Source organism: Effusibacillus pohliae DSM 22757 (genome assembly GCF_000376225.1).
Classification (GTDB): Bacteria; Bacillota; Bacilli; order Tumebacillales; family Effusibacillaceae; genus Effusibacillus; species Effusibacillus pohliae.
The window spans coordinates 1-14,319 of sequence record NZ_AQXL01000084.1; the positions used below are offsets into that span (position 1 = coordinate 1).

The 14,319-nt window shown below is 56.4% G+C and carries 16 protein-coding genes and 1 pseudogene; 6 read left to right on the forward strand and 11 right to left on the reverse strand.

Translation table 11 applies throughout. The features are described 5' to 3' along the window. From C230_RS21755 to ilvA, 3 genes are all read right to left on the reverse strand, one after another. A partial coding sequence (locus tag C230_RS21755; RefSeq protein WP_156807320.1) for a sigma factor-like helix-turn-helix DNA-binding protein occupies positions 1-177 on the reverse strand: 177 nt, incomplete at its 3' end. Positions 178-515: 338 nt separating this feature from the next. Beyond that, positions 516-2,675 carry a cell division FtsA domain-containing protein gene (locus C230_RS0102450; protein ID WP_018130465.1) on the reverse strand — a complete coding sequence of 720 codons (2,160 nt, stop codon included), beginning with the start codon at positions 2,673-2,675 and terminating at the stop codon, positions 516-518. A 13-nt stretch (positions 2,676-2,688) separates the two neighbouring features. Next, positions 2,689-3,894 carry a threonine ammonia-lyase gene (ilvA, locus tag C230_RS0102455; RefSeq protein ID WP_018130466.1) on the reverse strand — a complete coding sequence of 402 codons (1,206 nt, stop codon included), beginning with the start codon at positions 3,892-3,894 and terminating at the stop codon, positions 2,689-2,691. A gap of 128 nt (positions 3,895-4,022) precedes the next feature. On the opposite strand from ilvA, the gene hisC reads away from it, so the two are divergent. The 4 genes from hisC to C230_RS0102475 all read left to right on the forward strand — a co-directional run bounded on the left by hisC (position 4,023) and on the right by C230_RS0102475 (position 7,557). Beyond that, positions 4,023-5,147, forward strand: coding sequence for a histidinol-phosphate transaminase (hisC, locus tag C230_RS19170; protein ID WP_156807321.1), 1,125 nt, complete (start codon positions 4,023-4,025; stop codon positions 5,145-5,147). A gap of 101 nt (positions 5,148-5,248) precedes the next feature. After that, the gene (locus C230_RS0102465; protein ID WP_018130468.1) at positions 5,249-6,343 is read left to right on the forward strand and encodes a bifunctional 3-deoxy-7-phosphoheptulonate synthase/chorismate mutase; all 1,095 of its coding nucleotides are present in this window, start codon (positions 5,249-5,251) and stop codon (positions 6,341-6,343) included. 176 nt (positions 6,344-6,519) lie between these two features. Continuing rightward, positions 6,520-6,894 (forward strand): hypothetical protein, encoded by a 375-nt coding sequence (locus C230_RS0102470; protein WP_018130469.1) that lies wholly within the window; start codon positions 6,520-6,522, stop codon positions 6,892-6,894. 21 nt (positions 6,895-6,915) lie between these two features. Next, positions 6,916-7,557 carry an MOSC domain-containing protein gene (locus C230_RS0102475; protein ID WP_018130470.1) on the forward strand — a complete coding sequence of 214 codons (642 nt, stop codon included), beginning with the start codon at positions 6,916-6,918 and terminating at the stop codon, positions 7,555-7,557. A gap of 155 nt (positions 7,558-7,712) precedes the next feature. On the opposite strand, the gene C230_RS19175 is transcribed toward C230_RS0102475, so the two are convergent. The 5 genes from C230_RS19175 to C230_RS0102500 are packed head-to-tail and all read right to left on the reverse strand — an operon-like array spanning position 7,713 to position 10,768. Beyond that, entirely contained in the window at positions 7,713-8,186 is a 474-nt protein-coding gene (locus tag C230_RS19175) for a hypothetical protein (protein WP_018130471.1), read from the reverse strand. Between the two features lie 11 nt (positions 8,187-8,197). Continuing rightward, positions 8,198-8,644 (reverse strand): c-type cytochrome, encoded by a 447-nt coding sequence (locus C230_RS19180; protein ID WP_018130472.1) that lies wholly within the window; start codon positions 8,642-8,644, stop codon positions 8,198-8,200. Continuing rightward, positions 8,644-8,799 (reverse strand): cbb3-type cytochrome oxidase assembly protein CcoS, encoded by a 156-nt coding sequence (ccoS, locus tag C230_RS21760; RefSeq protein WP_018130473.1) that lies wholly within the window; start codon positions 8,797-8,799, stop codon positions 8,644-8,646. Before ccoS ends, C230_RS19180 begins: the two co-directional genes overlap by 1 nt. After that, positions 8,796-9,332 carry a cbb3-type cytochrome c oxidase subunit II gene (locus C230_RS19185; protein WP_018130474.1) on the reverse strand — a complete coding sequence of 179 codons (537 nt, stop codon included), beginning with the start codon at positions 9,330-9,332 and terminating at the stop codon, positions 8,796-8,798. Before C230_RS19185 ends, ccoS begins: the two co-directional genes overlap by 4 nt. Positions 9,333-9,370: 38 nt before the next feature. Then, entirely contained in the window at positions 9,371-10,768 is a 1,398-nt protein-coding gene (locus tag C230_RS0102500; protein ID WP_018130475.1) for a cbb3-type cytochrome c oxidase subunit I, read from the reverse strand. Positions 10,769-10,864: 96 nt separating this feature from the next. Here C230_RS0102500 and C230_RS23260 point away from each other — a divergent pair. Both C230_RS23260 and C230_RS0102510 read left to right on the forward strand, forming a co-directional pair. Continuing rightward, positions 10,865-10,987 (forward strand): annotated as a pseudogene (locus tag C230_RS23260) (MerR family DNA-binding transcriptional regulator); the annotation flags it as partial. A gap of 80 nt (positions 10,988-11,067) precedes the next feature. Beyond that, positions 11,068-11,415 (forward strand): hypothetical protein, encoded by a 348-nt coding sequence (locus C230_RS0102510; protein WP_018130477.1) that lies wholly within the window; start codon positions 11,068-11,070, stop codon positions 11,413-11,415. A 62-nt stretch (positions 11,416-11,477) separates the two neighbouring features. Here C230_RS0102510 and C230_RS0102515 read toward each other — a convergent pair whose 3' ends face one another. The 3 genes from C230_RS0102515 to C230_RS0102525 form a co-directional block, all read right to left on the reverse strand. Continuing rightward, the gene (locus C230_RS0102515) at positions 11,478-12,140 is read right to left on the reverse strand and encodes a haloacid dehalogenase type II (RefSeq protein ID WP_018130478.1); all 663 of its coding nucleotides are present in this window, start codon (positions 12,138-12,140) and stop codon (positions 11,478-11,480) included. 99 nt (positions 12,141-12,239) lie between these two features. Then, complete coding sequence (locus C230_RS0102520) at positions 12,240-13,397, reverse strand: acetoin utilization protein AcuC (protein WP_018130479.1); 1,158 nt, start codon at positions 13,395-13,397, stop codon at positions 12,240-12,242. 8 nt (positions 13,398-13,405) lie between these two features. Beyond that, a complete protein-coding gene (locus tag C230_RS0102525) occupies positions 13,406-14,038 on the reverse strand; it encodes an acetoin utilization AcuB family protein (protein ID WP_018130480.1) in 633 nt (210 codons plus the stop codon). Positions 14,039-14,319 lie beyond the last annotated feature (281 nt).

Below are 14,319 nucleotides of genomic sequence, written 5' to 3' on the forward strand. Positions count from 1 at the left end.
GTTCGGATTCTCTAAATTTCCGCTTTGTTCCAACTCCTTTCGTTGCTGCTCGTATTGTTTGATGTATTTTCCGACCGTTTTCCGGTCAACGCCAGTCATTCTCGCAATCTCTCTCTGAGACTTCCCCTCCCGGTAATGCATAATGAGGATGTTTTGCTTTTGAATCAATTGGATCATCTCTCCCGGCTCCTCACGTTGCGAACTATCTGCTTTGTGAGGATTATCGGTCAAGGTGGGGGAATTTTCAATGAGCGGTGTGGCGTATTTTTAAGTTACCGTATACACCTTGGTTTTTACAGCTTTGCTATTGAATGGGCGTAATGCTCTGATTAAATTGGCTGAGTCGATGCGAGAAATGACAAACAGAAGCTCTTACATCGTGGAGATACAATGTAAGAGCTTTTTGTTTTCTTCATCGGAAAATGATAATATTGATTTTGTTTAATTATATGATTCGCAGATTCACTTACCAAAAGATCGCTTTCAATGAAAATTAATTCCGATCGGCCTTCATTTCACCCGGCTTCCGTTGCATCTTTGACCTGCCACTCGATTACAATCGCGTCCCCGTTGTGCAGCGGCACCGAGAAGTCCGCTTTTTCGCCGTTCAGTTCCAGCCGCAGCCCGATCGCGTTCGCGGGGCGCTCGCGGTCGATATGGACATATTGAAAAATATGGGAGAACTCCGGTTCCCAAGCTGGACGGACGACAGAAACGGCAGCAAAATTCGGTACCGGATCGTCGAGATCGGCCGGTTTTCCGTTCAGTTCGATACGCGGCTCGGGACCGAACAGCTGCAGCGGCTGGCCGTTGACTGTCACCCGGATGCTGGGAGGCTGCCACTCGTCCGCTTGCAGCAGTTGGCGGATTTTTACAGACGACAGCGAAGGTTCTACCACTTCGATCCTGTCGCCCGGCCGAACGGTTGCATGCAGCGGCGCCGGGGAGCCGTTGATGAACACTTTTGCCCCTTCGCAGCACAAACTTCGGAGCTCGCCGTTGACAGTGGCTGAGATCGTCTGATCGCGAAACTGTTCCGGTGCGAATCCGAACAGCGGCAACACATCGATCAGCGCTTCCGGCATATGCACGGCGATCTGGGCCCGATCGACCAGCGGCTCGGACGGCGGTACGATTGCGCCGTTCATTCGGATGACAGGATGAATCAGGCGCTTCTGTCCGTTTAGTTCAATTTCAAACGGCTGGCAATCGGGAAGGACGTCCGCGACAGTTCCCTTGGCATCCTCACCCGGTTGTCCCTCGATGATTTCGATTTCATCTCCGTGCTGCAGGATGTCGTCCAGATGAGCGGGCTGCCCGTTCAGCAGGAGGGTGGCGGGAGTTCCAAGTGTTCCTCTCAGCACTTTCACCAGTCCGTGCACTTCCACGGTCAGGGCCATGCCGGGGCGGCCGTGCAGTTTCCGAATGTCGATATCGGCGGCGAGCAAAGCGTCACCGACCGTCACCTGCCTGAATTCGAACAGCCTCACCGTTTGTCCGTTTACCCGTACAGAGATGGACGAAATCGGCGTGTTGACGGCGGCCAGCGCAATTCCGACCGGGGTGACGGCTGCGGGGCCGGCCAATTTTTCATGCTGCTCGATCAACTGCCTGATGCCGTCCGTGCTGCGGATTGCCACCCGTTCTTTCGGCAGACCGAGCAGTTCCGCCAGACGCTGCGGCAGCAGCGGCGTCTGCGAACCGCCGCCGATCAGCATTACCGCCTGCGGCGGCTTGCCGTTTAACCGGCGAATCTCGGCAGCGATCCGCTGTGCCAGTTCGTTGACAGCCGGCTCGATCGACCTGATCACTTCGCGCGACGGATACTCATACGCCATGCCGAGGACATCGGTGAAGGATACGGTCTCTGTTTGCAACAGTTGCCGCTTGACCGTCTCTGCGACGGGAAAATCAAGCAGGTACTGGTGCGACAGAGCTTCCGTAATTTCATCCCCGGCGAAAGGCACCATCCCGTATGCGGTAACAGTCCCTTCCGATGTGATCGCGATGTCCGATGTTCCCGCGCCGATATCCGCCAGCACGAGATTTAATTTGCGCATGCTGGGCGGGATCAGGGCGTTGATCGCGGCGATCGGTTCGAGTGTCAGCGCCGCCATCTCAAGACCCGCCCGTTCCAGCGCGAACTGCAGCGAATCGATCACCACACGGGGCAGGAACGTGGCGATGATGTCAACGCTTGCCGTCAGTCCCGACTGATCGACGAGTGAACCGATCGGCGAGTCGTCCAGCATGTAATGGACGACCGTGTAACCGACGCAATGGTAGCGGGCAGCATCCGGCGTGGACAGCTGCAGATCGCGCTCCGCCTGCTGCACGGCCGACAGTTCCATCGCCAGCACATCGTCTTTCGTCAAGCGCTGGCCGTTGGTTTCCCGCACGGTTTTGGCGCGGACCGTTTTGAGGGCGCGGCCGGCGGCCGCCACGGCGACTTTCTGCAGCGTCCCGACCTGAATCTCCAATTTTTGCTTGACTTGTCGGATGACCGATGCCACCTGCGCTACATCGTGGATCTGGCCGTCCAGCATCGCTCGGTTCGCATGCTCCATCTGTTCGGTTGCAACAATCGCCAGCCCGTCTTCGCCGTACCGGCCGACCAGTCCGACGACGGAACGGGTGCCGATATCCAGCGCAAAAATCAGGTCACTGCCCGCCATCTTTCCCCTCTCCTTATCTGACCGTATAGCTGAAGCCCGCGTCACCCAGCCGTTTCAGAATTCGCTCGATATGCTGGCGATCCCTCGTTTCCAGATTGACTTCGACTTCCGCTTGTCCCAGCACGATCCGCTCCCCCATGCGGTGATGGTGGATCGAGATCACGTTTGATTTTTCTTCCGCAAAAATTTTCGCCATCGCCAGCAGGACGCCGGGCCGGTCCGGAACGGTGGTGACCAGCCGCAAGTAGCGGCCTGCCTCGACCAACCCGCGTTCGATAATTTTCGACAACAGGTTGACGTCTACATTTCCTCCCGACAGGATGATGGCGATTTTCTTGCCTTGCAGCGGGAGCTGCTTGTCCAGGACGGCAGCCAGTCCCACTGCGCCCGAGCCTTCCACCACCAGTTTGCTGCGTTCCATCAACAGGAGCATCGCTTTTGTGATCTTGTCGTCATCGACCGTCACCACACGGTCTACATAATCGCGCACGAGACCGAACGTGAGATTGCCGGGCCGTTTCACGAGGATGCCGTCTGCGATCGTTTCCGCGATGTCCAGTTCCCGCACTTCGCCCGCCTGCAGCGACGAAAACATGCTGGCGGCACCCGACGCCTCGACGCCGATCACCTGAATGTCCGGTTTGCTCAGTTTCGCAGCCATCGCTACTCCTGCCGCCAGCCCGCCGCCGCCGATCGGGGTGACGATCAGGTCGATATCCGGTTCCTGTTCGAGAATTTCGAGGGCGATCGTGCCCTGGCCGGCGATCACTGCCGGATCGTCAAACGCGTGGACGAACGTCATGTTGTTCGCTTTCTGCAGTTCAAGGGCATATTCGTAAGCTGCATCGTAATTCGGCCCGTGCAGCACGATTTTGGCGCCGTATCCGGCGGTCGCTTCCAGTTTGCTGAGCGGTGCTCCTTCCGGCATCACGATCGTACAGGGAATCCCCATCATTTTCGCCGCGTACGCCACCCCTTGCGCATGGTTGCCGGCCGATGCGGCGATCACCCCGCGCTTTCGCTCTTCCGGCGTAAGAGTCGCCATTTTGTTAAATGCGCCGCGGATTTTGAAGGCGCCCGTTTTTTGCAAATTCTCCAGCTTCAGATAGATGTGGTTGTCCGACAGCTGGCTGAACGTTTGCGAGTAATCGAGCGGCGTCTGATGGATAACGCCGGCAAGTCTTTGTCTTGCAGTCTGAAAATCTTCAAGTTGCAACATGCAAACCTCCCGATGGAAAAGCCTGACAACAGCCTGTTTTGCGAAAAGGTGATTGTCGGAAAATAGGGTCTTATGGTACGATACGTTCAATATACCAAAAACTTTCGGAGATCGGGAGTGTGGTTCACGTGACAGATACGATAACAAAACATGTGCGGCCTTCCTTGCAGCAGATCAAGCCGTACATCCCGGGCAAACCGATCGCTGATGTGCAGCGGGAACTGGGGCTTGCGGATGTGATCAAGCTCGCCTCGAACGAAAACCCGGTGGGGCCTTCGCCACGGGCACAGGCGGCGATTCAGGCCGCACTCGCCGACCTCCATCGCTATCCGGACGGCGGACAACTGGAACTGAAGAAGGAACTGGCGACGTACCACGGCGTGTCGGAAGACATGCTGCTCATCGGCAACGGGTCGGACGAGGTGATCTCCTTTTTCTGCGCAACATTTGTGGAACCGGGCGACGAAATCGTGGTGCCGACTCCGTCGTTCTCGGAGTATACGTTCGCCTCGACGGTGATGGCCGGAAAAACGGTCGAGGTGCCGCTGCGCGAGGGGTTCGAGTACGACCTGAACGATTTTGCCGACGCGATTACGGAGCGGACGCGGATCGTCTTTCTCTGCTCCCCCAACAATCCGACCGGCACCTATATCCGGCAAGCCGATCTGGAATCGTTTTTGCAGCGGATTCCCGCCGACGTACTGGTCGTGATTGACGAAGCGTACAACGAGTATGTGGAAGCGCCGGATTATGCGCAAGGGCTCGATCTGTTGAAAAAAGGCCATAACGTGGCCGTCATGCGGACATTTTCGAAACTGTTTGCCCTGGCGGCACTGCGAATCGGCTACACGATCGCGAAACCGGAGATCGTCAGCTTCGTCAACCGTGTGCGGGAACCGTTTAACGTCAATCATTTGGCACAGGTGGCGGCGATCGCGGCCTTGCACGACGAGGAACATATCCAGCTCAGCCGCCGCGTCAATTCGGAAGGAAAGCGGGCGCTGTATGCGGGATTTGACAGGCTGGGGCTGCGCTACATTCCGACCGAGACCAATTTTGTGCTGGTCGATACGGGCGTCGACTCGAAGGAAGTCTTCCAATCCCTTTTGCGAAAAGGGGTCATTATCCGCGACGGCGCATTCTTCGGACTGCCGACCTGGATTCGAGTTTCGATCGGCTTGCCGGAGGAGAACGAGCGATTCTTGCAGGCGCTGGAAACCACATTGCATCGATTGCGGACGACCGCCAGATAACATGCCGATAGGCTGATAGATATAGAAGAAACCGGTGATTTTTTGGGGCCCCATCAGTTGTCGTCATTTTGCTGGGTGATTGTAAGGAGGAGGAGGAACCGATGGCCAAAGAGAGATTACAGGAACTGCGCGGGCAACTGGATGAACTCAACCTTGAGATTCTTGAACTGCTGTCGCGCCGGGCGGAACTGGTGCAGGAAATCGGCCAATTGAAAAAAATGACGGGAACAGAGCGGTTCGATCCGATCCGCGAAAAGGAAATGCTTGACAAACTGGTGGCGGCCAACCCCGGGCCGTTTGACGACAACACCGTCCGCCATCTGTTCAAGCAGATTTTCCAGGCGTCGCTCGGCCTGATGGAAGAAGAGAAGAAAGAGCTGCTGGTGTCCCGCAAAAAGCGTACGGACGATACGGTGGTGGAGATCAAGGACGTTCGCATCGGCGGCGGACGGCCGGTGGTCATCGCCGGACCCTGTTCGGTCGAGACCCCGGAACAGATGGACACGGTGGCGGCCGGACTCAAGCTGCAAGGCATCGTGCTGCTCCGCGGCGGAGCGTACAAACCGCGCACCTCTCCCTACGATTTCCAGGGTCTGGGCAAAAAAGGGCTGGAGCTGATCCGGCAAACGGCCGACAAATACGGGATGGCGGTGGTGTCCGAAATCGTGTCGCCGGCCGACATCGAAATGTCGCTTGACTACGTCGATGTCATCCAGATCGGAGCGCGCAACATGCAGAACTTCGAACTGCTGAAAGAAGCCGGCAATGTGCGCAAACCGGTGCTGCTGAAGCGGGGCATGGCAGCGACGATCGAAGAACTGCTGTTCGCGGCCGAATATATCGTTTCCCGCGGCAACGGCCAGGTGATTCTCTGCGAGCGGGGCATCCGCACGTACGAGAAAGCCACCCGCAACACGCTCGATATCTCGGCGGTGCCGATTTTGAAGCAGGAGAGCCACCTGCCGGTGGTGGTCGATATTTCTCATTCGACAGGCCGGAAAGACATCATGCTGCCGATCGCGAAAGCGGCGCTGGCAGTCGGGGCGGATGGGCTGATCGTCGAGGTGCATCCGGAACCGAGCGTAGCGCTGTCGGATGCGAAACAGCAACTGAACCTGCAGCAATTTGCCCAGTTGATGGACGGACTGCGGGTCAGCGGGTATCTGCCGAAACAGGAACCGCTTGCGGTCAAGTAAACGGTCTGCACGGGCGTGTGGCTGCAGCATGAGCTACAGAAGAGCCGGTTGTTCCCGGCTCTCTATTTATTTTCCTGCAAAAATTAGGATCGTGCCGATACAGAGGGGAAGACAGCGGAGGATGAAAAACTGTCAAGCCGGGGACACCTGGCAGACGAGATGAGGAGGTGCAGACTGTGAGGTGGCAGCACTGGCTTCTGGCCGCTGCGGCGGTTGCGATTTTGATTGCTGAGCAACTGCTGACCGGGAGTCCCAACCAGCCGGGGCGTTATCTGATCTACTACTACGCGCTGGAAGTGGCGTATTTCTTTGTGCTGCTGGCGCTTGGGACGGCCATCGGAGGGGTGGTGCGAAAGCGGCTGTTGGCCCGGCAGGACAAGGCGGAGTATCTGAGAAGCGTCGGCATCTATCGCTTGCTGGCGCTGATCTTCGTCATTGCCGCCGGGATGTATCTGATGACCGCGTGGATCCCTGGCTGGATCGGACGGCATATTATCTTTTTTGGCGGCTATTATTACGGCTTGTCGCGGATCGACCGCCGCGACGAGTAAGCTGGAGTCGGGAGGAATCGTATGGAACCGCAAATCGTTTCGTTAAATGTCGGCGTGCCCGCAACGGTCATGTATCAGGGCAGGGAAATCCGAACGGGGATCCGCAAGCATTCCACCGAGAAACGCTTGTACCTGTCAACCCTCAATCTTGACGGGGACGGGCAGGCCGATCTGGTACACCATGGCGGGAAAGACAAGGCGGTCTGCGTCTATCCGTACGAACATTACACTTATTGGGAGAAAGAGCTGAACCGCCGGCTGGACTTTGGCGCATTCGGGGAAAATTTGACCGTGCACGGCATGCAAGAGACGGACGTTTGCATCGGTGATGTATTTCAGCTCGGTGAGGCGGTCGTCCAGGTCAGCCAGCCGAGACAACCCTGCTATAAGCTGGGGGTGAAGCATAATTGGCCGGATCTGCCGCTGCGTGTGCAAAACACTGGTTTTACCGGCTACTATGTCCGCGTCTTGCAGGAAGGATTTGTCGACAAACATTCGCCCATCCGGTTGTTGCAACGGCACCCGAAGGGAATCACCGTGTCGTTTGTGAATCATATCAAATATCACGAGAAAGAAAATGAGGAAGCGATCCGACGGATCCTGGAAGTGGAGGAATTGGCCGAGGGTTGGCGGCAGTCATTCGCCAAGCGGATTGGCCGCTGAACATAGGCGGGCTGTTTGCACCCGCCTATTTTGCGGCAAACAGCGGTTTCCGATGCGGGCAACCACGCGGAGTTTGCGAATCCACAGATCGGTTGTGGCCGCCGGATTGCCAAAATAGACCGCCGGCTTCCGCGGAGATGATTCTTGCTATAGTGTTAATCCTGCATGACGATCTGATCGGCTCCAAAATCGTGCAACAGTTTTTTTACATTTTCCGTTTCATGTTCCGGCACTTCGGCCGACACCAGAATTTTTCCGGCCTCCACTTCATCCGCCAGCGTTTTGGCGGAGGGGGGACTGATGCCAAGGTCAATCAAACCGCCCAAAACGCCGCCGGACATGCCTCCATATAAAATCCCGAACAGCGGTCCCCACCCTGCCATCAGCGGTGTTCCGCCCGGCAGCATGGCGGAGCCGGCTGCAAAAGCGAGTCCGATCGCGCCGCCGACTACGGCGCCGAGCAACCCACCCTCAAGCGGCGGATCGGTCTTCGGCGGATCGTCCGCTTGCGGGATCTGATCCGCTCTTGTAAGCAAGGAGATCCGCTCGCGCGGAACCCGGGTTTCCAGCGTGCGAATCACCGCTTCCGCCGCTTCCCGTTTGGCAAACGACCCGATCACGTGTTTCACCACCAATCACCTCACTTTAACGTCTCCAGATACAGTTTCACCGCTTTGATCTGATCCTCGTTCAAACCGAGCGAGGGAGGAGCGGGCATTCCTTTTTGCGGCCGGCCGTTATGCAGCACCTGATCCAACCCCTGATCGCCCAGCCGGTCTTTCACTCCGGCCAGACCGGGCCCGACCAGCCGATCATGTGTCACCGCGTGACAACCGGCACAAGTCGTGCTAAAAATCTCTTTTCCCGCTTCCGGCGTCACCTCCATCGGGGTGTTCGCTTCCGACCGGTCATTCACGGTGGTGGCTGTCAAAGCGTAATAAACCGCCCAGGCGGCCGCGATCGCATAGGTCGCTTTCAGGAACTTGGGGATTTTCGTATGCTTCATTTTAATGCCGGATATGGTCGAATAATCGTCCTGTTTTTCGACCGGATCGCGATCCTGCGGGTTGCGGCTGTCGTCCGCCATCAGTACCCCTCCCGTTCGTCATCTTGCAGCATCCGATATTTGATTTCTTCGATGTCGTCAAATTGCCCCGCCTTGTTTGCCCAAACATAGACCAAAAAGGTGCTTCCGGTCAGCGTCAACAACACGATCAGCAATGTCCAAGCCTGCAATGTCATGGAGATCCTCCCAATCTGCCCGCTGCGGCCCCTGATTTTTGCGACGGAGCCGGTTTTAAGCTCATCAAATAGGCGACGAGATCCCGTTTGTCCTGTTCCGACAGATAGTTGTACCTGGGCATGATTGAGCCTTTGTAGAACTTCTGCGGGTTGTTCAGGTGCTGGTATTGCCATTCCGGGCTGTAGCGGCTGCCGACCCAGGTCAAATCGGGGCCGGTGCGCTGGGTCATGATCAACGGGATTTTGTCGTAATAGTAGTCGCCAGGCTGCGAGACGGGCCCCAATTTGGAATCGGCTTTGACGGGGCGGACCGACTGGCTGTGGCACCAAAAGCACCCTTCCCGGATGTACACCACGCGCCCGCGCGCTTCCGCCGAGTTAGCGGGATAATTTTTCAGCTTGGCCGTTGCGGTCGGAGTGTTGACCGATTTATCGAAAAACGGCAGCACGCACGTTCCCAGAACCCCGATCAGAAAAAGAGCGAATGCTCCGCCGAGCAGGACTCCCACGTGTTTCTCGGATTGGTTCGCCATCGCCGATCACCTCGTTGTTGTTGGAATGGTGCGGATCTTTACCGCAGGGCGGGCAGAGGATCTTCGGTCGGAACTTGCTGGCCGGCAGTCACCGTTTTGTAGATATTCCAGGCGAAGACGATTTGCCCGAGGAACATCAAGCTGCCGCCGACCGCCCGTGCGATCAGGTACATGTGTAACGATTCCACGATCCGGACAAAAGCGGCTCCCACCTGATTCCCGTCCATCCAGCCGAACCCTTGCAAAATCCCGGCCAGCCACATGGAAAACCCGAAGATCAAAAATCCCACCACCGACAGCCAGTAATGCCAGTTCATTAGCGCCAGGCTGTAGATTTTGCGGCCGATGATCCGCGGCAACGTATAGTAATAACCGGCGAACGCGACCAGTGAAAACCCGGCGAACAGCGGCATATGGGCATGGCCGACCGTCCAATAGGTGAAGTGCAGGATCGCGTTCGGTGCCATCAGAGACTGGAACGGTCCCTGGATGCAGGCGAGAAAATAGAACAGGGCGCCGGAGATGAGGAATTTCAGCTCGATGTTTTCCGAGATTTTGTACCAGGCGCCTTTCATCGTGCCGATCACATTGGCCAGCACCGTCCAAACCGGAATGATCAGCAGCACGCTGGGAATGATCCCCGCTTTCATCAGCCACAGCGGGATCGGCCCATTGACCAGGTGGTGCGGTCCGTTCCAGATGTAGAAGGCGCCGATCGTCCAGAATCCGATCAGTGACAGTTTGTGGCTCCAAATCGGATTGCCTGTCAGCTTGGGCAGCAGGTAGTAAATCGTGCCGACACCGACCGGAGTGAACCACATTCCGATGATGTTATGCACCCATGTGTAAGCGATCGACGCTTGAGCGATTCCGGACAGATAAGCGCCGGGAATGTTCCCGACGATGTAAATCATCGGCAGCCACACCATCGTTCCAAGAAAATACCAGAGCGTTACATACAAAATCCGTTCCTTCCGGTTGATGATCGTCCTCATCAGGTTATATACCATCAGCCCGATGACCAGGATGATCGGAATATCAATCACCAGCGGCATCTCCGAATATTCGACCGGCACTTGCCTGCCCAAAAACAACATCACCGCTCCGATCGCGTAGACGATGTTCCAGGCCCATGCGGTGAACACTCCGAGCCGTTCGCTGTACAGCGGAGCTTTCGTCAGCACGGGAATGATGTAAAACCACATTGCAAAAAAAGCGGGCGTCAACCAGCCGAACAGCACTGTGTTCGTATGAATCGGCCGCAGCCGACCGTACGTGAAGTATTCCTGCCACCAATGATTGATCGCCAAAAAATTGGGATTGACCGATTTCAGCGCCACCAGCAGGGCGATGATCATCCCGAGCAGCAGCCAGAAAATCGAGGTGTACATAAAAGTTTTCGCAGTCGTGTACGGCCGCAGGGTAGCAGTAGACATTGCGATTCTCCCTTCCGTTCAGTTAGCGTCCTTGTGGTTTCGAACAAAGTTTTTCCTGAATCGGAGAAATTATGTACGAATCGGCATTCGCCCGATGTGCGGCAGCATTCGGGGGAGAAATTTAACGATGAAGTCTCCAGGCAAACGGGGTTGACGAAACGGACGATCCGCTATTACGAGGAGATCGGCTTGATCGATCTGCCGGAACGCATAGAGGGAGGCCACGCACTGGGAGGTTCCAGGAATTTGACTATTTTCTTTAACGGCCGGATGATGTACAATTTTGGGGGGTGATCAACATGAAAAGCAGTTTGAAAGCAAATTTTCTTCCGTATGCAGCACTGCTTCTGGTACCTGTTTTGACCATGTTGCTCGTGCAGCCCGAAGTGTTTGGCTTCCCGGCAAAGGACAAAACGTTGGAAGCGATGGCGATTGTGGACAGCTACATAATTGACAAGCAAAGCGCCCGCGGCATCGAAGGGCTCGGCTATATGGAACTGGCGCAAGAGCTGCGGGAAACGGTCGCCAACATGGACGAGGAGAAGAAAAAGGCGTTCCTGGAGCTGGCCGATTCGATCGAGAAAAAATACGAAGTGAAAGACATCCAAAAACAATACGACGAGTTGAAAAACAAGCTGAAAAAATAACGGGCCGCAGACAGCGGATTCCGGTGAGAAAGAAAATGGCTCGGGGAGTTCCGAGCCATTTTTTAACGAGAAATCAACTCTGCCAACTCAAGCAAGGACTGCACCGTATAATCCGGTTTCACTCCAAGTTCCTCCGTGACGCTACCTGTCCGGTTGATCCACCCGACCGTGAAGCCGAACGATTTGGCTCCTGCCACATCCCAACCGTTTGAAGAAACGAACAGGACATTCGCTTTCGGGATTCCGAGCCGGTCGACCGCGAGTTGATACACCCGCGGATCGGGTTTGTACGTTTTCAGCATGTCGACGCTTAAAATATCGGTGAAGTACGCTCGCAAACCGGCATTTTCAACAACCGTCCGCAGCATCGGTACCGTTCCGTTGGACAGAATCAGAAGCGGATTCGGTTGAAATGCTTGCAACGCTTGCAGCACATCCGGGTAGGGAGCCAGCCCGAGATAGGCATTCGCCAGCCGGTCGATCGTCTCCCGGGTATAGGGCAATTCGAATTTGCTTAATGTAAACCGCAGGGAGTCGCGGTTGACCGTTTCAAAATCCTCGTAGCGCCGCATGAGGGCTCGCAGCCACGTGTATTCCAGCTGTTTTTGCCGCCATGTTTGGCTGATCAACGCTCCCCGGCCGGGGTACATTTGTTCACAGGCGGCGATCACCGAGTGGACGTCAAACAATGTTCCGTATGCGTCAAACACGACCGCTTCCAGCATCGAACAGAAACCTCCCGCGAAACTGTATTTTATCTGAATTTTATCTGGGCGCTACAGCAGAACACCTTCCCGGCGGATCGTGGCCAACTGGGGTGTGGTTTACAGCAGAAACGGCGTGCCCAGCAGCGCCCGCCTGACGGTGATGCGGTTTTTTTCTTCGATTTCCGCCCGGCGGGGAATCGGCGGGAACAGGTCTGGCGGATCGACAAACGTGGTTGGCAGCGCGACGGGCGCCTCTGGCTGCCAGCGATCCAACCAGCTTTGCGGCAGTTCATCGGGCAGCGGTTGGCCGGACAGTTCCGCCCACAGCATCGTCCAAGCCCGCGGCACAACCCGCCAGATGTCGTACCCGCCGCCGCCGACCGCGATCCATCTGCCTTCGCACACTTCGTGCGCCAGTTGGTGGACCATTTTCGGGATTTCCCGGTACAGCCGGGTGGTGGCCGACAAGTGTGTGAGCGGATCGTACTGGTGGGCGTCACATCCGTTTTGCGAGATTACCACATCCGGTTTGAATTTATGAAACACGTGCGGAAGCACCGATTCGAGCGCGGCGATCCAGGAATCGTCCTCGGTGAACGGCTCCAGCGGAATGTTCAGCGAGTACCCGTATCCCCGCCCGTCCCCGCGCTCTTCCACATCCCCCGTGCCGGGATAGAGATATTTTCCCGTTTCATGAAACGAAATGGTCAGCACGTCCGGATCGTCATAAAACAGCCACTGCACGCCGTCCCCGTGATGGGCGTCCGTGTCGAGATACAGAACGCGGGCGTTGTACCGTTCCCTGATGTAGGCAATCGCAGCTCCGATATCATTGTAGACGCAGAATCCGGAAGCTTCCTTGTGGCGGGCGTGATGCAGCCCGCCCGCCAGGTTGAGCGCATGCTCGACTTGTCCGGACATCACCAGTTCGGCGGCCAGGATTGTGCCGCCGACGATCAGGCTGCTGGCCTCGTGCATATTGGGAAAAATCGGCGTATCCTCGGTTCCCAGCCCGAACCCGATGACCGGCGGATCGGTATCAGGCGGCAGTTGGGACGCTTTCTGCACCGCATGTACAAAGTCCGGGTGATGCACCCGCAGCAGCTCGTCCAAAGACGCAGGCCTGGGTTCCACCAGATAGGATGCGTCGAGCAGGCCCAGCTTTTGCATCAAATCCCATGTGATTTGCAGCCGCTTTGGATTGAACGGATGGTCTTCCCCGAATTTGTACCGGAGAAACGATTGGCTGTAAACAAACGCGACCTGATTCTTCATACGCGCTCCTACCCGATGACGGGCGGCTGAACCACTTGGTACCCCGCGTTTTGCACGTCGTAAACGAAGCGGCGGGGATCCATCGTTTTCAGCCGGAAGACGATCGTTTTTTGGCCCTCGGTCGGACCGGGAAAGACCATCACGCTCGCCACGTTGATTTTTCGCGCCCGCAGCAGGTCAGCGATTTCCGCCAGCATACCGGGGCGGTCCGGAACCTGCACTTCGACCCGCGAGGTGGGAGACGATACCCCCATCATTTCCACCAGCGTGTGCAGGATGTCCCGTTCGGTGATGATGCCCACCAGTTTGCCGCAGGAGACCACCGGCAGGCAGCCGATCCTTTTTTGATACAGAAAGTTGGCGGCATCTTCCACAAAATCAAGCGGGTGTGCGGTGATCACGTCGCTTTTCATAATCGAGCTGACTGGCGTGTCTTTGAGAGCTGCCGTCTGCTCCTGAACCAGGCAGGAAGGCATCGCATTGCGCAGGTCCCTGTCGGAGATGATGCCGACCAACTGTTCATTGCAGACCACCGGCAAGTGCCGAATCCGGTTGGCGGTGGTAATCGCGAGCGCCTCTTCAATCGAGGTGTCCGGCGAGACACAGATCACGTCCCGTGTCATGGCTTGTTCGACGAGCATGCTATCCCTCCCTCAAAGAATTAATGTTTTCTTCGTTTTTCTCGCCATTACGCATGTTTTCATCTTTCACGAACGAAGCGCTTGAGGATAATATTTGACGAAAAGTGAATATTTGGGATCGACCCGTTGGCGGGAACAGAGATGTTGGTCACCTCGTTTTTAAAAGCCATATGGTCGCATATGGATCTCCACATGTACCCTTGCGGTTTACCCTCCCATATCTCCCTGGGTCGATGCCCTTACATTCCTTCGTTCTACCTCTCAAGGGGTGGAGGCCGGGT